Source organism: Colwellia sp. TT2012, assembly GCF_001440345.1.
In the GTDB taxonomy this organism is placed as follows: domain Bacteria; phylum Pseudomonadota; class Gammaproteobacteria; order Enterobacterales; family Alteromonadaceae; genus Colwellia.
The window spans coordinates 149,161-170,745 of record NZ_LJYX01000016.1; the positions used below are offsets into that span (position 1 = coordinate 149,161).

A 21,585-nucleotide genomic window follows, 5' to 3' on the forward strand; every position below is an offset into this window, starting at 1 on the left:
CCTTAAGCCCTTTCCTTAAGGTAAGTCAGTGCATCTAAGCGGGTTGCAAAGACATGCTCAGCAGGAATTTTATCAAGTAATTTTAATTTATTAAAATCTTCTCGTACACGCTCACAGACACTCGATAGTAAAATATCGCGCCCTTGATTTCGATAACTGACAATAATTTCTTCGATAGCAATGGTACTGGTAATACCAACAAAGCGGGCATCGGTTAAATCAATCAATAACGTTTTATTTTGATCCGTCTCTGAAACACTTTGTTTTAATCCGCGCGCCACACCAAAGCCGATTGGACCTGAGATATTAAGTAATAACACGCTATCATCCATAGATTCTAATAACTGTCTCTCTGGCTTTGATAGATGCTCGGCCTCTTTGGCGGTGCATAGCTTTATATTATCGAGTTGGATGTCTGACAAACGGCGAATTGTCACTAGGTTTGCTATAAAAACACCCACTAATACCGCGGTAACTAAATCAAAGGCGACTGACATTATCATAGTAGAGATCATCAAGCCGACACTAAACAAAGGCACTTGATGAAGGCGTTTAAGGAAGTTCCAATCAATAATGCTGATGCCAACATGGGTCAAAATTGCCGCTAACACAGCCACAGGAATATACGCTGTGTATTCCCCTGCCCATAAGACAATAGCTAAAATAAACAGTGCATGAAGAATGCCCGATAAAGGCGTAGTACCTCCAGCCCTTAAATTGGTTACTGTGCGCATAGTCGCGCCACCACCCGGTAATGCGCCAAAAAGGCCGGCAACAATATTACCAATACCCTGGCCGACAAGCTCTTGGTCAGAGTCATGTAATTCGTTGGTGATACTATCCACCGTTAATGAAGTCATTAACGAATCTAAAGTGCTTAAGGTGGCAATTAATAACGCCGATTTAATCATTTCACTGGCTAAAGAACTCTCCCACACCGGCATATTAAAAGCAGGTAATTCGCTGGCAATAGCGCCTACAACCGGCATTTCTGCGCCAGAAAAAACATAAAAACAGGTTGCGCCAGCAACCGCGATAATACTGGCGGGTACTACCCGACTATATTTTTGCGGCCAAATGAAGAGTATTGCTAAACAAGCTAAACCCAATAAAGTATTCGTGCTAGTTAAAGTGCTTAATGACAGCTCTAATTCAGCTAATGAGTGACCAAATAAGGGCTCAATTTGCGAGAGAATAATGAGTATGCCAATACCCGAGGTAAAACCTGAAATAACCGGATATGAGACTAAAATGAAGTACTTACCTAGCTTAAAAAATCCAAATAACATTTGAAATAAACCCGCCAGACTGACCACAGTAAATGCTGCGGCAATACCATTGTCCGGAGATTGCGCGACAAAGCTGGTTAATATAGCAACCATAGCAACCGTTAAACCGGTATTAGGGCCCGAAATTTGTTGATTGGTACCACCAAATAAAGAAGCAAATAATCCGGTTATAATCGCACAATAAATACCGGCACTAGCACCCGCGCCCGAGGTGACGCCGAAAGCTAAAGCAAAAGGTAGAGCAACGATGGTTGATGTTAACGCACCAAAAATATCACCTTTAATGGTTTTTCGGTTAAAATGTGCTAGAGAAAGCATGGCTACCTAATTTAATTTATTGTTAGTGGCATTTACTTACCTTAAAAGTATTCTCGCAGATAGATATCGCATACTTTTCTCGCGTAATGCCATGAAAACACTATTACTAAACGATTTACAACATTATTGCTATAACTCGAATCAGAACCTAATTCAAATTGTACACTAAAAAGACATTCTTGACACTATTGACAAGTTTTCTATTTTAAGGATAGGATGAAGTGGTAATTATCAGATAAAAAACCAAAGACAATAACGACTTTAACAAGAATGAAATTCTGAGAGCCATGTTTAAACCTTTGAATTTATATAATTAAGTTCAACTCGATTTACCAAGTAAAATTGTAACATTTAATTTTTCACCGTACTTCTAGTCAACTTAAATTTTATAGGCTATAGCGAATACCCTATAGTTTCGATGAGTTTCACCATGTGGAATTAACAAACTGTTATACTTATTAACTTTAAATTTTATTTGTGCACTAATGAGTCAGTTAAACGGAAATGGGTCTAACACAACCTCTTTCTAATACTTAGCAAGCGCTGGCATTACCTGCTTTATCGGTAGCACTACGACAAACAGGTCAAACTTTAAAATCATTACAAGCAGGTCACACTTAAAAAAACACTAATAAACGACCTTAAATATAAACCAATGAGAGAACTGTACTTATGGAACAGGTTAGTAAATCTTACAAAAACGAAGAAGACCAAGAAGATAAAACTAATGACGTCGGTCTGTTAGAACGTCTTTTTAAACTATCAGAGCATAATACATCGGTAAAAACTGAGCTTATGGCCGGTCTTACCACCTTCGTGACCATGTCATATATTATGTTTTTAAACCCGGTTATTATGTCAAATACCGGCATGCCATTTGATGGTTTGTTCTTAGCAACCTGTTTAGGTGCTGCTATTGCCACTATCATAATGGGTATGTACGCAAACTGGCCTGTTGGTCTTGCGCCAGGAATGGGCTTAAATGCCTTCTTCACTTTCTCCGTCGTCGGTGGCATGGGTTATAGTTGGCAAATTGCTTTAGGTGCGGTATTCCTGTCAGGGGTTCTTTTTGTTTTTATGAGTGTTACCCGACTTAGGGAATGGATGCTTGACAGTATTCCCATGAGCTTGCGGCTTGCCATGACCGCAGGTGTTGGGCTTTTCTTAGGCTTCATCGGCCTACGTTTCACCGGTATTATTGTTGCTAGTCCTGATAACATAGTTGCCCTTGGCGACATGACTCACTTTGGCTTTGGTCAATTTGGGCCAGAAGCACCAGCACTAGGTTTCTTAAGTTTCTTACTTATTTCTGTGCTTAGCTATCGTAAAGTCTTTGGTGCGGTAATCATTGGTATTGCGTCAGTAACCTTACTTGCATTTGTTATGACTTGGGTGTTACCTGTTGATTTCTTTGTTGTTGCAGAGGCTGCTGAATCTTTTGCTCCTCAATCTGGTTTTGTTGCTTATAATGGCATACTAGCTGTTCCTGAGTTTTCTGCTCTTGAACCCATTTTATGGAAAGCCGATATTGCTGGCGCTTTTCAAGTAGCGTTAATTCCTGTCATTGTAACTTTCTTATTCGTTAACATTTTTGATACCGCGGGTACCTTAATGGGTGTTGCTGAGCGCGCTGGCTTACAAGACAAAAATGGTAAGATTAAAGGCTTAAGCAAGTCTTTAAAAGCTGACTCTATTGCTTCTGTTATTGGTACAGGTTTTGGTTGTCCTCCGGTAACTTCTTATGTTGAGTCTGCTGCTGGTGTAGCTGCTGGTGGTCGTACTGGTCTAACCGCAGTAACCATCGGCTTATTATTTGCTGTTGGTATGTTCTTCTTACCCCTGGCAAAAATGCTACCTGCCTTTGCCGTAGATGGCGCGCTTATCTATGTAGCTATGTTAATGATGAGTTCACTTAAAGGTTTAGATTGGGATGACTTGACGGAATACGCTCCAGCTGTGTGTACTACGATTATGATGGCGTTTACTTTCTCTATTGCTAACGGTATTGCTTTTGGTTTTATCACTTACACTGTCTTAAAAGTGGGTACAGGTAAATCTAACCAAGTATCTAAAGGTGTTTGGGCGTTAACTGTTTTATTTATTGCTAAGTTTATCTTCTTAAACTAATAAAACAGCATTTCCTTAACGTTAATAAAAAGCCTTTGCTCGCAAAGGCTTTTTTACATGAATAATAGTTACAAAAAGCTAACACCTACTATTGATATCAGTTCGATATCCGACCAGGCAGCTAATCGCTGCCTTTAATAATTAATTCAATAAGAAATAAATAACAATGAAACATACCATTGAGGTAATGATCTCAGAAGAGCAAATCAAAACACGGGCAAGCCAATTAGGCCAACAAATCAGTGAACATTATCAAGATAGTGATAACTTAGTTATGATTGGTTTACTGCGAGGTTCCTTTGTATTTATGGCTGATTTAACCAGAGCCATTTCTGTTAATCATAGCGTTGATTTTATGACCGCATCGAGCTATGGCAATAACACGGAAAGCTCTCGTGATGTTCATATTCGAAAAGACCTTGATGATAATATTGAAGGAAAAGATGTTTTGCTGGTAGAAGATATTATTGATACTGGCAATACTTTAAGTAAAGTGCTGCAGATATTAAATTTACGTGGCCCTAATTCTATCCAAATATGTACTTTATTAGATAAACCGACTCGCCGTAAAAAACATGTCGATGTTAAATGGGTAGGTTTTGAAATTGCCGATGAGTTTGTCGTTGGTGTCGGCATTGATTACGCGCAAAAATATCGTCAGCTGCCTTATATACCCGTTACCATTCAAAGTGCTCGATTTCAGTGGGAATTTAAATGACTTTAGGCAAGGAGAAAAACGTAAACATAGTCAGTCTATATTTTTGTTATTTAACGCTGCATAAAGTCGTTTAAAACCCATCGCAGAAGCGCTTGAGCAAAATCACTTCATCGTTACATCCATTTGAAATGGAATAACCATGGCTACATTGATATGCCTTGAATTGAAATAGCTCAAGCACTCTGAAACATGCATCTTGAGTGGTAACGGGTATATAGGTAGATAATTGCTACTGAGTAACTTAGCTTTTCTATACAAGTCAGACGATGAAGTGTCACTTGATAAAATAGCCAATGGCAAGCTTTGATGGCAAAGGTTTGCCATTGCTAACGGCTAACAACAAGATGCATTGACACCTATTGTCGCTAACTCTTTAGCCGGACAATTTCACTGATAACATCCCCAATATTAATAGGTTTACCAACAAAACCCACCATGCCAGCCTCAAAACATCTATTTTTGTCTTGTGGCAAGACATTGGCGGTCATGGCAACGATGGCAATATTATCGCTGCCAGGGAGTTTCAGGATTTCTTTCGTCGCTGTGACACCATCCATTTCTGGCATTTACATATCCATAAACACCATATCGTACGTTTTATTTTCTATGGCTTTTACCGCTAATAAACCATTGACGACAATATCTACTTTATAACCCAGTTTGCTAAATAACTTACCCACAATAATTTGATTAATTTTATTATCTTCTGCAACAAGGATAGTTAATGGAATGTCACAGGCTAGATCATCTTGATGATTATCGGCTAAGGTCCGCTTATTTAGCTCTACACTTTTTTCTTTATGGTCAATGACTAAGCTTAGCTTTAATGAAAAAGTAGAGCCCTGTCCCATTTTACTTATAACGGTGATACTACCCCATCTGCTTAACAAGCTGCGCACAAATGATTAACCCTAGACCTGTACCGCCGTATAATCGAGTTGTTGAATTATCAACTTGAGAGAATGGCTTAAATAATTTATCAATATCCTCGGTAGAAATGCCAATACCTTGATCAATAATTTCTAAATTAATATTGCAATGATTATCAGTCATTGAGTCAATAGTAAGGATAATTTGAACATCGCCTTGATTGGTAAATTTAATGGCATTACTTAATAAATTTAATAATATTTGCCTTATGCGTAATCTGTCCCCTACGAGGTAACCAGGGAGATTATTATCCATTGAGATGGAAATAGTTAACCCTTTTTGTGATGCTAAACTATCCAATAAAAAACAAATTTCATTAATCAATGCCCTCAAATCAAACGATTGCTGCTCAAGCGCTAACTTGCCTGCCTCTAATTTTGAAATATCAAGAATGTCATTGATAACAACCAATAAACCGTCACCGCAAGAACGAATACTTTCAATATACTCTGACTGTTGTTTATCAAGATGAGTATCTTCCAACAAGGTAAGCATACCTAATATGCCATTCATTGGTGTGCGTATTTCATGAGACATATTTGCTAAAAAGTCAGTTTTGACCTGAACCGCCGACTCCATTTTTTCAATCGATTGTTTTACCGAGGTTGTCATGCGGTTAAAACTATCGGCAAGTAAAGAAAACTAATCTTGAGAGTTTACTTGTATTTTATGGTCATAGTCGCCCTCTGATATTTTTTCGGTGCTACTTACTAGAATTTTAAGGTTTTTGACAAGCTGAGTGGTTATGTACAAAGCAATTAATATTGCTAGCATAACGGCTGATGCACCGCCAACTAAAACCACTAGTTTAGCATGGTTAATCGCTTGACTTGCTGCCTGTTGCCGCTCGGTCATTAACCTTTGTTCTACCTGAATAAACTGCTGTTTAATTTGCCTAATTCGATCAATAATATTTTTGCCCGTTTGCGCTTCAATTAACTGAATGACTTTTTCCATAGTCGCTAATTCAGTATCATTTATCTGCCTTCTCGCCGTTATTTCTTTCTCTGCAGCTTGTGTTAACCACTGTTGTTGTAAGGCATCTATTTTATTTAATCGCTCTACCTGATCTTGATTATCGGCAACCAACTCGGTTAAATTAGTTATTTTAGCTGACCAAACCTCTAGTGCATTATCAAAGGGCTCTAAAAACAATGAATTTCCTGTGATAAGGAAACCACGTTCACCCGTTTCCATATCCACTAATAATTTTATTAACTCATGCCCTTGTGAAATAACCTGATGGGTATGCTCAACCCACTTAGCCGTAGCATGTTGTCGCTCGGTGCTCACATATAAAAGCGTAGAAATAACCACCATAAGCAACAAAGGTACACAAAAGCCCAAAATTATTTTATTGCGTATTGATAAATTAAAACGCTTTAAGAAGTTATTAGCTGGCAAAGTTATTTACTCGGGCGTAGGTTTATCTTTTTTTATCGATGTGAGAATCGAAAAAAACTGATTTTAATGCTAGTAAAAATGGCAGGTTTTTTAGGATTTTGCAAGGTTAGCAAAGTAATATGCTATTGATTAATTGGCTTAATTGGATTTGATGGCTTAGTTGACTTTACCTTGAATAAACTCAATACCAGGAGTGATGTTCAATTAACAGGGGGGTTAAGAAATAGCTGAATAAAAAAATCCGACACTCGGTCGGATTTTGTATATTTTACAGGACGTATAGTTTAAAACTACAGTTTAGCGCTTACTTTTACGACGAGAAGCACCAATACCTGCAAGACCTAAACCAAGTAATAATAATGAAGCTGGCTCAGGTACCGCTGTTGTTAGCGTAGAGATATTTACTTCAGTACCAAAACCGGCTAATTGCGATAAAGTATAAGTACCGACTGTTTTTAAGCCATTATCAAAATACGCGGTAACAGTTGCGCCAACAAATTGATTGCCATCAATGCCTGGTTGGTCAATGGCATTAAATTTATCGGTATCAACACCAAACGTGAACGTTTCACCAACACTAAAATTTAAGAATGAAATTTCTAAAATACTAGACCCATCAAGAGCTGAATTTGAGGGGAAAAGATGACCAACATTGTCAGATAAACTACCTAAAGTTAGCGGCTTAGGTTGAGTACCTGGCGCAGTGCCATAACTATCAAAAAAACCATTAATAGGACTTAAATCCCATACTAGTTTAATAATACTCTCACCAGCGTCAGAGGTATTAGTAAAACGAAAAGCATTAGTATTATTGTAAGTAGAGCCATCCTGAATAAGGCCAGTTGCCATTGGTGTTGCTTGAGCAAAACCTGCCATTGACATTAAACCAACAACCGTAGCAATTTTTAAAAGATTCATTTTTCATCCTAATTAATGAGTTTGTTATTTTAATAATAACATTACAAAGTTACTCGCAACATGCAAATACCAGACCAATAATAATTAACACATCAAAAACAATAACTTAGTATCACAAAATTATTTTAAGCTATTAAATTTTCACCTAGGTGTAAATTTATCGGACACCTTTATTGAATTCAAAAAGTTCAAACAATTCAAACAATTCAAACAATTCAAATCTTAACGCTGTGAACGTTTATTTTTCATGGTGCGAAATTTTTCACGTTGCTCCTTAGTCAAGATACTTTTCATGGCAAACTTACTCTTAGCCTTAATTAGCGCCATAGCCGCAAACACATCTTGGTTACTTGCTTGTAATTGGCTAAAAGCTTGTTCATCTAAGCTTTCTGCCGACATTAAGGTTTTAACTTGTTCTCGAAAAGCAAGCATTGCTGGCTTTAATGCTTGCATATCTATCTTCGCTTCACTTTTAAGGGCCTTAAACTCAACTAGTTGAGACTCTGACAACCCCAGTTTTTTGCTAAGTTTAGCCAGTTTTTTTTCACTCATTTGCTGATGGTTTTTATCATGGCCAGCTTGATGGGTTGAACTGTCATTACCAGCAAAACTTACCGGCGTTAAAACCAGCGCTGAACAAAGTGACGTGGCAATGGCAATATTTTTAAGTACATTTTTCATGTGATGATTCCTTTGATAACTATTATGAGTTTATTGATAAAGAGCTAACATTAGTTCTCTTCAGTTTTAGTTCTGTTTTAGTTCTGTTTTAGTATATCGAGGTTTTTTGCAAATACAGTGCAAGGCAGTGTAAAGCTATGTAAAGTTATTTTCTGCTTAGCTAAGATGACGTAAACTAGTAATGTGCAACCGACGGTGATCCCCGCTTAACATTCAAAAAGAAGCCATTGAAATGACCCCGCAGCCAGAGCAAACTAAACACATTTTACTGATAGATGGTGATAATGTACTTGCCGAGCTACTTACTGAGTACCTTGCCTGCGAAGACATCCGCGTGACCTATTGTTTAGATGGTGCCAGTGGTTTAGCGAAAGCATTTGACGACTGCTTTGATTTGATTTTACTTGATGTCATGATGCCAGTACTCAATGGCTTTGAAGTGCTAAAAGCATTAGGAGGCAATCATAAAATCCCTATTTTAATGCTAACAGCTAGAGGCGATGATAATGATGAAATTTTAGGCCTAGAGTTAGGTGCCGATGATTACCTAGCAAAACCGTTCAAACATAGAGAGTTATTAGCACGTATAAATGCCATTTTTAGACGTATCGCCATTGTAAAAAACCAAAATACCACAGCGATAAATGAACCGACCGAGCAACTTTTCATTAATCAGGTCAGGATAAACCAAGCGACTCGTGAAATATTTTGTCGAAATAAATTACTTGAACTAACGGGCACTGAATATTTAGTACTGGTTTATATGCTTAAACATCACGGTAAAATTCTCAGTAAAGCAGAAATATCCGAGCAAGTGTTACAACGTAAACTAAGCCCGTATGATAGAACTGTCGATGTGCATGTCGGCAATGTCCGTAGAAAGCTACTCGCTATTGACCCAATAGATAAGATAAAAACAGTGCGCGGAGCGGGTTATGTGTTTTTACAAGGAGAACAGTAACTATGCTCAAGCAATTATCACAGTGGTATAAAAATTTTTCTTTAGGCATTAGCTTAAAGCTCTTTCTGGCGTTTTGGCTGGTCATTCTCACCTCAGTACTGATCAGCTACCTAGTGACCATACAATTTAGGCATACTCCCACTCAGGAGCAAGCCAACCCTGAGCAATTAAAGCTATTAACAAACTACCAGCAGAAACTGGCGGGTAAATCGCACATTAGACTTAGGGAAATACAGCATAAGTTTCACCAAAAACATCAACAGTATTTAATTTTTAAAAGACTAAGTACCAACGATATCTATACACCAAGGCAGCGTATTTGGTCAAAAGTAAAAAACTATTTAAAAAGACACCCGTTAGAGAACCCAGTCACTATTGATTTTGCCTTTACCCAAGTGACCAGTTCGCAACCTATGATGCTCAATGGTCAATGGTTTCAATTATTTATTGCCAGTGAACCACACCATAAACGCTTGGTTAGCTTGGTCTACCAACTCCCGGTTGCTTTGCGTCTGATCTTGTTGCTTGCTATTAGTTTTTTGTGTTGCTGGTTACTAGCAAAAAGTTTTACTAGCCCCTTAATCGCACTGCAAAAAGCCAGTAAAGCCTTAGGTGACGGTAAATTAGCAACCCGCATCACAAAATTTGATCAACGCTCAGATGAATTTGGTGATCTAGCACGAAGTTTTAACCAAATGGCGCAGCAATTAGAAAACAATATTACCACGCATCAACGTTTATTAGGTGATGTCTCCCATGAACTAAGGTCGCCACTAACGCGCTTACAGTTAGCCATCGCTTTAGCAGAAAAAAATATCGGCAATAGCGCTGAGCAACAAAAACATTTGACCCGTTGTGAAACTGAAGTCGACCGTCTAGATGAAATGATAGCCGATGTACTCACGCTCTCAAGACTCGAGCATAGCCATAATAATTTTACTGTCGATGAGGTAGAGTTAAAGACATTACTCACCCAGGTTGTTAATGATTGCCAATACTTTGCTACCAGTAAAGATGTCACGATAGCGATAAAGGGGCTAGTTAGCTGCACCCTTTTCGCCGACAGTAAACTGCTCGCCAGTGCTATTAGTAACATATTAAATAATGCGATAAAATATTCGCCTAATGGACAAGTAGTGACGGTAGCATTATCTCAGCAAGATGAGAAAATAAGGCTAAGTGTTGTCGATCAGGGTTCTGGTGTACCAAGTGATATGATAGCAAAAATTTTCACGCCATTTTTTCGAGTTGCTGATGGTAGAGAACGCAGTAGCGGTGGCACAGGTTTAGGCTTAGCCATTGCCCAGCAAGCTATCCATTTACATCAAGGTCAGATATTGGCACAAAACCAACCAAAAGAAGGATTAAAAGTAACCATTACATTACCGGCATTATTGAATAAAAATAAAAGCAATACGTCATTCTAGACAAGAAGAAATTCAAGCTTTCTATTGTCGATTTTAATCAAGACCTCTTCGAATAGGTCTAAAAAAAGGGTCTCAGATATTAATCTAAGACCCTTTAATAATGGCGGAGAGCATGAGATTCGAACTCACGGAAGGGATAAACCTTCACTCGCTTTCCAAGCGAGCGCCTTAAACCACTCAGCCAACTCTCCAAAACTTTCTCAATCCCGATAGTATAAAAAACTGTCTATCGAAATTGTATAATTACTGTATAACAATCTCTTTTTCAGCATTCTAAGTTATTTTTTTAGTAATAACTCTACACGTGATGGTGTGCATTTAAACTCTCGTTAGGGAGTAAATCTAAACACTCTTCCATGTGTGTCAATTCAACTTACCAACCACTCAGCTAGCGCACTACAATTTAACAAGCGCTATGGTAAAAAAAAAGCTGCACAGGTGCAAGGCTATTTTAGCTTAATTGTTGTTTAATTTGAGCAAAACAGTTTAACTGCTGTTTATTTATTCATAAATACCAAGAAATGAATAAACTAGGCGACTAACTAAGTATTACCTTTAACTTTTAACTTATTTTTAGCAGCAAAGTTAAGCATTCTATTTAACGGAATTAATGCTTTTTCAGCTAAGTCTTCATCTACGTTTATTTCTTTACCCACTGGACTTACTAACGCATCATGAATCGATTTCAAGCCATTCATTGCCATCCAAGGGCAATTAGCACAACTACGACAGGTTGCGCCGTTACCGCCTGTAGGTGCAGCGACAAAGGTCTTTTCTGGGCTGGCTTGTTCCATCTTATAAAAAATGCCTTTATCGGTTGCGACGATAAAATGTTTATTCGGCATATCTTTACTTGCTTGAATTAGCTGACTAGTAGAGCCCACTGCATCAGCAAGCTCTATGACATTGGTAGGCGATTCAGGGTGTACTAATACCGCAGCATCCGGATATTGCAGCTTAAGGTCACGTAGTGCCGAGGCTTTAAACTCATCATGGACAATACAAGTGCCCTGCCACATCAGCATTTTGGCACCGGTTTCTTTTTCTATATATGCACCTAAGTGACGGTCAGGACCCCATAAAATCGGCTTACCTTGACTATCAAGCATATCGACTATTTCTAAGGCTATACTCGAAGTAACCACCCAGTCAGCTCGCGCTTTAACGGCAGCAGAGGTATTAGCATAAACTACCACGGTGTGATCTGGGTGCTGATCACAAAAAGCTGAGAACTCTTCAATGGGACAACCTAAGTCTAATGAGCAAGTTGCTTCCAGTTCAGGCATCAATACTCTTTTTTCGGGCGTTAAAATTTTAGCCGTTTCGCCCATAAACTTAACACCAGCAACGATTAATGTTTCTGCTGAGTGTTGCTTACCAAAACGAGCCATTTCAAGAGAGTCAGCAACACAGCCTCCCGTTTCTTCGGCAAGCGCTTGAATTATAGGATCAGTATAGTAATGAGCAACCAATACGGCATTTTTTTCGACTAAGAGCAGTTTAATTTTCTTTATGTATTGCGCCTTTTCATCATTTGTTAAAGGCTTTGGCTTAGCTGGGAATTGAAAATCAAAATCTACCGCGATATTACTTACACTCATGGGTTCTCTCTAAATCAGGACACGTTCAAACGCGGTAATTATAAGGGAAAGTGCTACTAATGTGTAGTATAGAATAAGCAGTATAACCGCTTCGCTATAGAGTAACTGTCAGCTATCTATCAAGACATGTTAATAAAGTGTTTTAACTGAGTGAAATTGGCTTAAATAAGCTAGCTAGGGTAAATGAGGTGTATTAAATTTTATTCAGGGAGTTATAAGTAATAATTTTTTATTTATTAGTAGGGCTGGGGATTTTATCTGTATTAGCAGTGGTCAGCCGTGAAGGATTTGAACCTTCAGCTAACTGGTTAACGGTTAAGAGCTTGGCTTGAATTATGAGTAAGTGCTTTCAATTAGGAGTGGTCGGCCGTGAAGAATTTGAACCTTCGAGCTAACTGAGTTAACGGTTAAAAGCTTGGCTTGAATTATGAGTAAGTGCTTTCAATTAGGAGTGGTCGGCCGTGAAGAATTTGAACCTTCGAGCTAACTGAGTTAACGGTTAAAAGCTTGGCTTGAATTATGAGTACTTGAATTACCAGTAAGTGTTATCAATTAGGAGTGGTCGGCCGTGAAGGATTTGAACCTTCGACAAATTGGTTAAAAGCCAACTGCTCTACCAGCTGAGCTAACGGCCGTGCCTAATTGTGAGTAAACGATAAATAGTCTTGAATGGTCGGCCGTGAAGGATTTGAACCTTCGACAAATTGGTTAAAAGCCAACTGCTCTACCAGCTGAGCTAACGGCCGATTCAAGTTTCTACTTTACATTTACTTGCTCCACTACCTATGACGATAAGGAGACTTTTTATTCAAACTCAACTTAACAACTTTTAAAGTCATTACTTTGAATTAGAAAGTGGTCGGCCGTGAAGGATTTGAACCTTCGACAAATTGGTTAAAAGCCAACTGCTCTACCAGCTGAGCTAACGGCCGAGTCAAATTTTCTATTTTACAATTTACTTGCTCCACTACCTATTTACGATAAGGAGACTTTTTATTCAAACTCAACTTAACAACTTATAAAGTCATTACTTTGAATTAGAAAGTGGTCGGCCGTGAAGGATTTGAACCTTCGACAAATTGGTTAAAAGCCAACTGCTCTACCAGCTGAGCTAACGGCCGTGTCTAATTGTGAGTAAACGATAAATAGTCTTGAATTGGTCGGCCGTGAAGGATTTGAACCTTCGACAAATTGGTTAAAAGCCAACTGCTCTACCAGCTGAGCTAACGGCCGATTCAAGTTTTCTATTTTACAATCTACTTGCTCCACTACCTATTTACGATAGGGAGACTTTTTATTCAAACTCAGCTTAACAACTTATAAAGTCATTACATTGAATTAGAAAGTGGTCGGCCGTGAAGGATTTGAACCTTCGACAAATTGGTTAAAAGCCAACTGCTCTACCAGCTGAGCTAACGGCCGACGTTGTGTTGAGTCACTGCCTCAACGCGGGGCATATAATACTCATAATATATTTAAGTGCAACAATAAATTCAATTTTTATCGATATTATTTTCTGTTAGTGCGTTTTCTCAACAATACGCTAGTTTTATCGACAACGAAAACCAATAACTGTGATTTTTGTCCAATTAGCTTAATTTGTTAAACTAGCTAAGCGGGGCTTGGCAAGTTTTGCTGCAGTTGATTCCGGGTATTCTTTTAATAATTGCTGATAGCGAGCAATGGCTTTTTTATTATCATTTTGCTTTTGAGCAACAATAGCAAGTTTTAATAGCGCATCAGGACGCTTAGATGAGCCTTTATGCTGGTTAACGACAATGATAAACTCTTGGCTTGCTTGGGCAAGTTTCCCTTGATTAAAGAGCAACTGACCTAACCAGTAATGGGCATTGGGTGCGTAATTAGAATTTGGAAAGTGCTTATTAAAGCCTTTAAATTCTAGAATAGCTTGCTGATAACGTTTATCCTTTAACACTAAATTAAGGGCACGGTCATACGCTTCATTTTCAGTTAAATTATCGCTATAACTGCCCGCATTGACTACCGTATTAAGACTCGTACTAAGACGAGTAGTCACTGAAGCAGGCTTACTGGTTGAGGCAAGTACTTCATTGACTCGTCTATCAATTTCTTGATAAAGCTCTCGTTGGCGCTCTAATACTTGGCCTAATTTATGAGTATGTAATTCTGTTATACCACGAAGTTCATTGACTTCGCTTTGTAATTGGTCCAACTGACGCTGAATATTTACTTGCGCCTTATTACGTGAGTCTAACTTACGTGACAAGGTGCTTAATTGCTCTATCAATGCAGCAGAATCAATAGAATTAGCGTTAACATCAATGACTGGCGCTTTAGCTACAGCTAACGCACTCATGGCGCTAGCTGTAATCATCATGCCAAATAAAACTTTATTTAGTTTCATTCAGTTACCTGTTTAGTTGAGACGTATTAAGTCTTAGTAAGTATTAGTAAACTAATACGGCACGACGGTTTTTAGCAAAAGCATTTTCGCTACGATCTTTAAGCATTGGTTTTTCTTCACCATAGCTAACCACAGTAATTTGGCTAGCGGCAACACCCATATTTTCTAAATAAGTAACGACAGCTTTAGCACGACGTTCACCTAAAGCGATGTTGTATTCTGGCGTACCACGTTCATCGGCATGTCCTTCAACTAAAATTTTAACCTCTGAATTAGCAGTCAAAAATTGAGCATGAGCATCTAAAATTGCTGAAAATTGCTCATTTACATTTGAAACATCAAAGTCAAAATAAACAATGTGCTCTGCACGTAATGTATCTAACTCTTGACGTTTTTGTTCTTCAATTTCTGCAGCACGTTTAGCAGCAGTAACGAGTACGGCTTCTTGCTCTTTTTGAGCGGCTTCAGCATTTTGAGTAACTTGGGCATTAGTATCTACTTGGCTTTGCTCATCTGTATCTGAGTTTGAGCTACAAGCTGACAAAACGGTAAGAGGTAAAGCAATTGCTAAGCATTTTACTATGTTATTAAAGCGCATTTTATTTTCCTTTATTCTAAAATATAAATTAAAAGTTCATTCGATTTTTGTATATTATTATAAAAATGGCGACCAGGCTGGTGCCTTCACTTGACCATCAAGTGCCGGCAATCTAGCTTTAAATCGTCCATCTACCGACACTAAACCCAACACTTGTCGATTATTATGTAAGGTACTGTATATGATCATACCACCATCAGGTGACACACTTGGCGACTCATCTAACCGTGTTTCGGTTAGTACCTGGAATAAGCCTGAAGCTAAGTCTTGTTTCGCTAAACGATATTTACCGCGAGTTCTATTGACCATGATCAGCTGTTTACCATCAGGGGTTACTGAACCTCCAAGGTTCATTTCACCATCAAATGTCAAACGTCTTACTTTTCCCCCGGCTAAATCTACGCGATATAGCTGAGGTTTTCCACCCCGTTCTGAACTAAATATCAATGATTTACCATCAGGGGTCCAACTTGGCTCAGTATCAATAGCTCTATTACGAGTTATACGACGTAATTTCATCGTAGCTAACTCCATAATATATAAATCAGGATTGCCATCTTTTGACAATACCATAGCCATACTTTTGCCGTCAGGAGAAAAACGCGGCGCACTGTTTATGCCTTTAAATGAGCTGATCAGCTTTCGCTCACCAGTATAGATATCAATGGTATGTATTTGTGCTTGACGATTTTCAAAGGAAACATACGCCAACTGCTCGCCATTTGGTCGCCAGGTGGGCGACATTAGTGGTTCTTTAGAACTTAACAAGACGTGTTCGTTAAAACCATCATAATCAGAAAAAGCGAGTTGATATGGGTATTTCCCTTGATCGCGAACAATAATATAGGCAATTTTACTTAAAAAGGCCCCTTTGGTGCCGGTGAGTTTTTCATAGATAACATTACTAATACTATGAGCATAACGACGAGCCTGGTTAGTATTAATATTGGCACTGCTTTGCGCTAAAATATGATCTTGCGCTTGCACCAGTTTACCATTACTGAGCATTGACGTTTGACCGCCGGTAATTTGACCGCGAATAACATCAACTAATTGGTAGCTTACTTGATAACGGCCGATGGAAATTTCTTTGATTTGACCAATAACAAGGGCTTCAGCACCCAAGCTAGCCCAAGCACTGTAATCAATATTTTTCTCATCAATAATAGTCTCAGGAAATTTGTTTGCTGCAATAGGACTAAATTTACCACTGCGCAATAAATCATCACTAATAACCTGTGCTAATGACTCAGGTCTGACGCCACTACCCATCCATTGAAAAGGAACTATAGCAATAGGACGAGCACTATCTACGCCGCCGGTAATGACTATTTCTAATGCTGCCATCGCACGAGGTGAGGCCAACACTATAAGTGCGCTGATTAGTATGCTTGGTAATAATCTCATGTTCTCTATTTTATTCCTTTTAACTAGATGCACTTTTAACGTAATACCTAGGGCAAAACTACGTCCTGCACTAAATATACTCTACTTATAACCACGTTATCGCTAATGAACGCTAAAACTCAGGTACAACGGTTACCGCTAATCGACGCATTTCTTTAAAGACTTCAGGATCTTTAGATACAGGTAACGTACCCGCTTTATAAATAGCATTTTTAGCCGCAGCACATACCGTTTTATCACCTTGCCCCACTTTAACGTCGGTAACAAAGCCTGAAGGCGCCAAACTGATGGTCAATTTACAAGACTTATCAGCCATGGTGCTACGATCTTTTCTCATATGACGGTTAATACTCTGGGTGATCAAGGCGGAATACCGTGCTATCTCGGTCATCACTTGTTGCTGACGAGCTTGATTACGACTTACCATTTCAGCCGCCATTTGTTTTGCTAACATATCATCTTGAATTGCTTGTTCTTTAGCGGCTATTTCTTGTCTCTTACGTTCAGCAATTTTTTCAAGACGAAGCTCTGCTACTTTTTTAGCTGCAGCTTCTTCTTTTAAACGCTTTGAGCGAGCAACAGCAGCCGCTTTTTCAGCCGCTTGCTTTTCTTGCTCCTTTTGCTGACGAATTTTTTCAGCCTTGGCCGCTTTTGCATTCGATAACTTAGCCGCTTTATCCGCTTTAATTTTTTCTTGTTCTTTTTGCTTACGCTGACGCTCTAATTTCTTGATACGAGCTTCTTCTCTGGTCCGACGTTTTTTGGCATCAGTTGCCCGTTTTTCTACCGCCTTTAAACGTTTTTTCTCTGCATCAAGTTGTGCTGATTTTTGTTGCTGTATTCTCTTTATTGCTTGTTCAAATTTTGCTTTGTCGATAATCACAGCTTTTATCGGCTCTAAAGTTTGTGCTGACGGGGTGGGTTTCGGCTCGGGAATGGAGGAAAAATCCCCGGCAAACAAGCCAAAAAGTAACACTAGGTGTAAAGCAATACTGAACAAGATAGCTTTGAAGTAAACTGATTCAACAGTAAAAATTGAAGCTCGTTGCTGTGCCACGCTATTCCCCTATAGAGTCTGTCATTAAACCTATCGATGGCACACCGGCAACAGTTTGCAACAAGACCATAAGTTGAATAACCGCATTATAAGAAACAGCGCCGTCACCATTTACCAGCACAGGTGTTCCCGGTTCAATCGCTAGATGCGCTTTTACTAATATTGCCACTTCTTCTGCCGACATAGGTTCTTTATCGTTGGCCCCGACGGTGAGGTAATACCGTCCTTGCGCATCAACACTGGCCACTAATGGCGTTTTACTTTGCTCATCTAAGGGCTCGGCGTCCGCTTGTGGTAAGTCAACTTTAACCCCTTGGGTAATTAACGGGGTGCTAATCATAAAAACAATTAGCAATACCAACATTACATCGATATAGGGTACTACATTAATTTCAGCCACTATACGGCGTCTAACTCTTTTGTACATAGTTATGCCTTACGTGCAGATTGCTCAGCGGCGGATTGACGTTGTAATATACTTGAAAATTCATCCATAAAATTGCCATAGCTGTTCTCCAGCTTTTCTACTTTATGACTAAAACGGTTAAAAGCAATGACGGCAGGAATAGCAGCAAAAAGCCCCATGGCGGTAGCGATTAATGCTTCGGCAATGCCGGGGGCCACCATAGCAAGTGTCGCCTGTTTTACCGCACCTAAAGCAATAAATGAAGTCATGATACCCCACACGGTACCAAATAAACCAATATATGGACTAATAGAGCCAACGGTTGCCATAAAGGGCAAGTGGGTCTCTAAACTATCTACTTCTCGGGATAATGCGACACGCATGGCACGATAAGTACCATCGATAATAATTTGTGGGTTATCAATATGACTTTTTCTTAATCGGGCAAATTCTTTAAAGCCGGCAATAAATAAGGTTTCAATACCTTGCACTTGAGGTTTAGCCGAGATATCACTATAGAGCTTACTTAAATCGGCACCACTCCAAAATTTATCTTCAAACGCCTTTAACGCTAACTCGGCCGTTTTCAGTACGTTTCTCCGCTGGAATATCATTGCCCAGCACATAATTGAGAAGATGAGTAAAACAAGCATAACAAATTGCACTAATATGCTTGCTTCTATGACTAATCGAAAAAAGGAAATTTCAGCTGACACGTTTAAAGGCTCCTAGTATTTTTTTGGGAATAGCACAGGGTTTATGCTGGCTAAAGTCAACACAAGCAACACGTATTTTAGCGGTACAAAGTACTTGCTGTGCTTGGTTGGTTATTTGTTGTTGAAACACTAAACTGGCACGTTTCAAGGTTATTATCGTTGTCTTTACCTCAAGTAAATCATCGAGCTTGGCTGAGGCTAGGTTATCCATTTCAACCTTTCTGACCACAAAACCTAGTTTTTGTTGCAAAAAACTTTGTTGATTTATCCCTATTTCTCGTAACCACTCGGTACGTGCTCGCTCAAAAAACTTTAAGTAATTGGCATAATAGACAATACCGCCAGCATCCGTATCTTCGTAATAGACCCGAATAGCGAAATGATGCGCTGTTGCTTTTGATAATTTAGAGACTTCTTCAGACATATACTATGGGTATTATTTTGTAGTTGATTGATGACTTAAGCGAGATGGCTCTATAGTAATAGATAAAGCAACAGGCAAACAAGGTGGCAGAGATAAAAACTTACATTATTTAGCATAAAAAGTGATAAAAATACTTTTCTTATATTAAAAAACAAAAAAAGCGCCATCAGGCGCTTTTTAAAAGACAATTAAGTCATTATCAACTAGTTATTACGTGGCGCTCGTTCAGCACGACGAGGGGTACGATTTTGGCTAACAATAACTTCGTCTGAAGTAGTTATAGCAAGAGGTTGACGACGAACACGTACACTTTTCAATTGATTGAACAAGTCAGCCGGGATGCCTTTTGGCAATTGTACAAATGTATGCTTCTCGTGCAAGTTAATCGCACCAATATAGCTACTATCAAGTGAAATTTCGTTGGCGATAGCACCAACAATATCACCTGGACGTGCCCCATGATCTTTACCTACTTCAAGACGGTAAGTCTGCCAATCGACATCGTTACGGTTTACTTTTTCTTTACGAGGTCTGTCATCACGTGAACCACGGTTGCCATTTCGGTCGCCACGGCTATCACTACGGGCGTCACGACGATTATCTCTACCACCGCGGTCATTACGATCTCGGCTGCTTCTGTCGCGATTATTATCACGAGAATCACGAGTATCTCGACGCGGCTTAGGATCTTCTTTCGGCTGTAGTGGTTGCTTTAACTGTTTTTGATATAACAAAGCAGCGGCTAAATCAGTCATTGACAACTCAGACTCTGCAGCCATGGCTTCAATAATTTCGCGCATATTAGTTAAGTCTTTATCACTGACAATAGTTGAAATTTCAACACGAGCACGTTCAATACGTTTTTTACCAAGTTCTTCAATATTTGGTAACTCATACATATTCACTGTGCCAGAGGTTAAACGCTCATAGTGACGTAATGAATACATTTCACGAGGACGAACAAATGAGATTGCCGTGCCTTCACGACCTGCACGTCCGGTACGACCAATGCGATGCACATACGCTTCGTTATCACCAGGCAAGTCATAGTTAATTACATGAGAAATACGTGGGATATCTAAACCACGGGCAACAACGTCGGTTGCTACTAAGATAGACGATTGACCCGACTTCATTTGAGTAATACAACGTTCACGTTGTGCTTGGTTCATATCACCATTTAAGGCTAGTGCTGGATAACCAGCACGCTCTAACTTTTCAGCAACATCAACGGTATCATTACGTGTACGAACAAAAATAAGCATGGCATCAAATTCAACAGTTTCAGCAATACGCTCCAATGCCGTCATTTTGCTAATGCCGCTAACTTTCCATGCATATTGAGTAATATTTGCTTTGGATTTTTTTAATGCTGCAATTTTTATATGCTCCGGATCTTTTAAGAAACGGTTAGCAATTTTTCTGATTGCTGGTGGCATAGTTGCCGAGAACAAACACATTTGTGTGGCTTTTGGTAAGTGATCTAAAATCCACTGGATATCTTCTAAGAAACCCATGTTTAACATTTCATCGGCTTCATCTAATACACAGACGCGTAAGTCATCTAATTTTAAGCTTTTACGACGTAAATGGTCCATTAAACGACCTGGAGTACCGACAACAACTTGTGCGCCACGTTCTAGTTGTTGAAATTGTGGTCCATAGGATTGACCACCATATAAGGTAGCAACACGTAAACCTTTCATGTTTTTACCGAAAGATTCTATGGCTTCAGCAACTTGCATTGCTAATTCACGTGTTGGTGCTAAAACCATCAATTGTGGTTTTTTAATTGAAGTATCTATTTTTGCTAGTGCAGGTAAGCCAAAAGCGGCGGTTTTACCTGTACCTGTTTGCGCTTCACCTAAAACATCTTTACCAGCTAAAAGCGGAGGAATAGTTTGTACTTGAATATCAGTTGCTGAGGTGAAACCGATAGACGTTATCGCTGATAATAAATCTTTAGGTAAACCTAAAGAATCAAAAGAAACAGCTTCAGTATTTTCGGTATTTTCAGTATTGCTTTGATCGGTCATAATAAATTTTCATCTTCTCAAGGCAGGCATATTACTTGGGAGCAATATTAAAAATCAATCACAAAGATGCCGCTAAATTAACGGTTGTTAATTAGCTGCACTTATATAGCATTTGATTTAAATTGCTAAGTCTTAACCTGCGTAAATATACGAGGAAACCACCAGGAAGACTTTAGGCATA

Annotated in this window: 20 protein-coding genes and 8 tRNA genes; 4 read left to right on the forward strand and 24 right to left on the reverse strand. The window is 39.0% G+C overall.

Annotated features, from left to right (window positions below; genetic code table 11):
- Positions 1–2: 2 nt before the first annotated feature.
- Positions 3–1,607 carry a SulP family inorganic anion transporter gene (locus ASU03_RS09365; protein ID WP_057831582.1) on the reverse strand — a complete coding sequence of 535 codons (1,605 nt, stop codon included), beginning with the start codon at positions 1,605–1,607 and terminating at the stop codon, positions 3–5.
- 672 nt (positions 1,608–2,279) lie between these two features.
- Here ASU03_RS09365 and ASU03_RS09370 point away from each other — a divergent pair.
- On the forward strand, positions 2,280–3,734 hold the full coding sequence (locus ASU03_RS09370) for an NCS2 family permease (protein WP_057831583.1): 1,455 nt from the start codon (positions 2,280–2,282) through the stop codon (positions 3,732–3,734).
- A gap of 166 nt (positions 3,735–3,900) precedes the next feature.
- Positions 3,901–4,452, forward strand: a complete 552-nt coding sequence (hpt, locus tag ASU03_RS09375) for a hypoxanthine phosphoribosyltransferase (protein WP_057831584.1) — start codon at positions 3,901–3,903, stop codon at positions 4,450–4,452.
- A 365-nt stretch (positions 4,453–4,817) separates the two neighbouring features.
- On the opposite strand, the gene ASU03_RS09380 is transcribed toward hpt, so the two are convergent.
- From ASU03_RS09380 to ASU03_RS09410, 6 genes are all read right to left on the reverse strand, one after another.
- Entirely contained in the window at positions 4,818–5,018 is a 201-nt protein-coding gene (locus ASU03_RS09380; protein WP_057831585.1) for a response regulator, read from the reverse strand.
- Entirely contained in the window at positions 5,019–5,351 is a 333-nt protein-coding gene (locus tag ASU03_RS09385) for a response regulator (RefSeq protein WP_157465877.1), read from the reverse strand.
- The gene (locus ASU03_RS09390; RefSeq protein ID WP_057831587.1) at positions 5,323–5,994 is read right to left on the reverse strand and encodes an ATP-binding protein; all 672 of its coding nucleotides are present in this window, start codon (positions 5,992–5,994) and stop codon (positions 5,323–5,325) included. Before ASU03_RS09390 ends, ASU03_RS09385 begins: the two co-directional genes overlap by 29 nt.
- A 30-nt stretch (positions 5,995–6,024) precedes the next feature.
- Entirely contained in the window at positions 6,025–6,786 is a 762-nt protein-coding gene (locus ASU03_RS09395) for a CHASE3 domain-containing protein (RefSeq protein ID WP_082627227.1), read from the reverse strand.
- A 297-nt stretch (positions 6,787–7,083) separates the two neighbouring features.
- On the reverse strand, positions 7,084–7,704 hold the full coding sequence (locus tag ASU03_RS09405; RefSeq protein WP_057831590.1) for a PEP-CTERM sorting domain-containing protein: 621 nt from the start codon (positions 7,702–7,704) through the stop codon (positions 7,084–7,086).
- Between the two features lie 222 nt (positions 7,705–7,926).
- Positions 7,927–8,385, reverse strand: a complete 459-nt coding sequence (locus tag ASU03_RS09410; RefSeq protein WP_057831591.1) for a Spy/CpxP family protein refolding chaperone — start codon at positions 8,383–8,385, stop codon at positions 7,927–7,929.
- 232 nt (positions 8,386–8,617) lie between these two features.
- On the opposite strand from ASU03_RS09410, the gene ASU03_RS09415 reads away from it, so the two are divergent.
- Together ASU03_RS09415 and ASU03_RS09420 are read left to right on the forward strand one after the other, a co-directional pair.
- The gene (locus ASU03_RS09415) at positions 8,618–9,346 is read left to right on the forward strand and encodes a response regulator transcription factor (protein WP_057831592.1); all 729 of its coding nucleotides are present in this window, start codon (positions 8,618–8,620) and stop codon (positions 9,344–9,346) included.
- 2 nt (positions 9,347–9,348) lie between these two features.
- Positions 9,349–10,773: a sensor histidine kinase gene (locus ASU03_RS09420; RefSeq protein WP_057831593.1), complete on the forward strand. Its 1,425-nt coding sequence runs from the start codon at positions 9,349–9,351 to the stop codon at positions 10,771–10,773.
- Positions 10,774–10,874: 101 nt separating this feature from the next.
- On the opposite strand, the gene ASU03_RS09425 is transcribed toward ASU03_RS09420, so the two are convergent.
- The 17 genes from ASU03_RS09425 to ASU03_RS09500 all read right to left on the reverse strand — a co-directional run bounded on the left by ASU03_RS09425 (position 10,875) and on the right by ASU03_RS09500 (position 21,404).
- Positions 10,875–10,964, reverse strand: a tRNA-Ser gene (locus ASU03_RS09425).
- 351 nt (positions 10,965–11,315) lie between these two features.
- Positions 11,316–12,374: a quinolinate synthase NadA gene (nadA, locus tag ASU03_RS09430; protein ID WP_057831594.1), complete on the reverse strand. Its 1,059-nt coding sequence runs from the start codon at positions 12,372–12,374 to the stop codon at positions 11,316–11,318.
- 270 nt (positions 12,375–12,644) lie between these two features.
- Positions 12,645–12,772: transfer RNA gene (locus ASU03_RS20725), tRNA-Met, on the reverse strand.
- A 161-nt stretch (positions 12,773–12,933) separates the two neighbouring features.
- Positions 12,934–13,009: transfer RNA gene (locus tag ASU03_RS09435), tRNA-Lys, on the reverse strand.
- A gap of 35 nt (positions 13,010–13,044) precedes the next feature.
- Positions 13,045–13,120, reverse strand: a tRNA-Lys gene (locus ASU03_RS09440).
- 110 nt (positions 13,121–13,230) lie between these two features.
- Positions 13,231–13,306, reverse strand: a tRNA-Lys gene (locus ASU03_RS09445).
- Between the two features lie 113 nt (positions 13,307–13,419).
- Positions 13,420–13,495, reverse strand: a tRNA-Lys gene (locus ASU03_RS09450).
- Positions 13,496–13,531: 36 nt separating this feature from the next.
- A tRNA-Lys gene (locus tag ASU03_RS09455) sits at positions 13,532–13,607 on the reverse strand.
- 113 nt (positions 13,608–13,720) lie between these two features.
- Positions 13,721–13,796, reverse strand: a tRNA-Lys gene (locus tag ASU03_RS09460).
- Positions 13,797–13,968: 172 nt separating this feature from the next.
- The gene (gene ybgF / locus ASU03_RS09465; protein ID WP_057831595.1) at positions 13,969–14,760 is read right to left on the reverse strand and encodes a tol-pal system protein YbgF; all 792 of its coding nucleotides are present in this window, start codon (positions 14,758–14,760) and stop codon (positions 13,969–13,971) included.
- Positions 14,761–14,803: 43 nt separating this feature from the next.
- Entirely contained in the window at positions 14,804–15,358 is a 555-nt protein-coding gene (gene pal, locus ASU03_RS09470; protein ID WP_057831596.1) for a peptidoglycan-associated lipoprotein Pal, read from the reverse strand.
- A 57-nt stretch (positions 15,359–15,415) separates the two neighbouring features.
- Positions 15,416–16,765 carry a Tol-Pal system beta propeller repeat protein TolB gene (gene tolB / locus ASU03_RS09475; RefSeq protein WP_057831597.1) on the reverse strand — a complete coding sequence of 450 codons (1,350 nt, stop codon included), beginning with the start codon at positions 16,763–16,765 and terminating at the stop codon, positions 15,416–15,418.
- Between the two features lie 112 nt (positions 16,766–16,877).
- Positions 16,878–17,822, reverse strand: a complete 945-nt coding sequence (gene tolA, locus ASU03_RS09480) for a cell envelope integrity protein TolA (protein WP_057831598.1) — start codon at positions 17,820–17,822, stop codon at positions 16,878–16,880.
- Between the two features lies 1 nt (position 17,823).
- Positions 17,824–18,249, reverse strand: coding sequence for a protein TolR (tolR, locus tag ASU03_RS09485; protein ID WP_057831599.1), 426 nt, complete (start codon positions 18,247–18,249; stop codon positions 17,824–17,826).
- Positions 18,250–18,251: 2 nt separating this feature from the next.
- Complete coding sequence (gene tolQ, locus ASU03_RS09490; protein WP_057831600.1) at positions 18,252–18,944, reverse strand: protein TolQ; 693 nt, start codon at positions 18,942–18,944, stop codon at positions 18,252–18,254.
- On the reverse strand, positions 18,934–19,368 hold the full coding sequence (gene ybgC, locus ASU03_RS09495; RefSeq protein WP_057831601.1) for a tol-pal system-associated acyl-CoA thioesterase: 435 nt from the start codon (positions 19,366–19,368) through the stop codon (positions 18,934–18,936). The genes tolQ and ybgC overlap by 11 nt, the downstream gene beginning before the upstream one ends.
- A gap of 203 nt (positions 19,369–19,571) precedes the next feature.
- Positions 19,572–21,404, reverse strand: coding sequence for a DEAD/DEAH box helicase (locus ASU03_RS09500; protein WP_057831602.1), 1,833 nt, complete (start codon positions 21,402–21,404; stop codon positions 19,572–19,574).
- Between the last annotated feature and the right edge of the window lie 181 nt (positions 21,405–21,585).

Bases quoted from the DNA above. Each gene is read 5' to 3' on its own strand.
- ASU03_RS09365 (WP_057831582.1), bottom strand. From the start codon at position 1,607: ATGCTTTCTCTAGCACATTTTAACCGAAAAACCATTAAAGGTGATATT.
- ASU03_RS09370 (WP_057831583.1), top strand. From the start codon at position 2,280: ATGGAACAGGTTAGTAAATCTTACAAAAACGAAGAAGACCAAGAAGAT.
- hpt (WP_057831584.1), top strand. From the start codon at position 3,901: ATGAAACATACCATTGAGGTAATGATCTCAGAAGAGCAAATCAAAACA.
- ASU03_RS09380 (WP_057831585.1), bottom strand. From the start codon at position 5,018: ATGCCAGAAATGGATGGTGTCACAGCGACGAAAGAAATCCTGAAACTC.
- ASU03_RS09390 (WP_057831587.1), bottom strand. From the start codon at position 5,994: ATGACAACCTCGGTAAAACAATCGATTGAAAAAATGGAGTCGGCGGTT.
- ASU03_RS09405 (WP_057831590.1), bottom strand. From the start codon at position 7,704: ATGAATCTTTTAAAAATTGCTACGGTTGTTGGTTTAATGTCAATGGCA.
- ASU03_RS09410 (WP_057831591.1), bottom strand. From the start codon at position 8,385: ATGAAAAATGTACTTAAAAATATTGCCATTGCCACGTCACTTTGTTCA.
- ASU03_RS09415 (WP_057831592.1), top strand. From the start codon at position 8,618: ATGACCCCGCAGCCAGAGCAAACTAAACACATTTTACTGATAGATGGT.
- ASU03_RS09420 (WP_057831593.1), top strand. From the start codon at position 9,349: ATGCTCAAGCAATTATCACAGTGGTATAAAAATTTTTCTTTAGGCATT.
- nadA (WP_057831594.1), bottom strand. From the start codon at position 12,374: ATGAGTGTAAGTAATATCGCGGTAGATTTTGATTTTCAATTCCCAGCT.
- ybgF (WP_057831595.1), bottom strand. From the start codon at position 14,760: ATGAAACTAAATAAAGTTTTATTTGGCATGATGATTACAGCTAGCGCC.
- pal (WP_057831596.1), bottom strand. From the start codon at position 15,358: ATGCGCTTTAATAACATAGTAAAATGCTTAGCAATTGCTTTACCTCTT.
- tolB (WP_057831597.1), bottom strand. From the start codon at position 16,765: ATGAGATTATTACCAAGCATACTAATCAGCGCACTTATAGTGTTGGCC.
- tolR (WP_057831599.1), bottom strand. From the start codon at position 18,249: ATGTACAAAAGAGTTAGACGCCGTATAGTGGCTGAAATTAATGTAGTA.
- ybgC (WP_057831601.1), bottom strand. From the start codon at position 19,368: ATGTCTGAAGAAGTCTCTAAATTATCAAAAGCAACAGCGCATCATTTC.
- ASU03_RS09500 (WP_057831602.1), bottom strand. From the start codon at position 21,404: ATGACCGATCAAAGCAATACTGAAAATACCGAAAATACTGAAGCTGTT.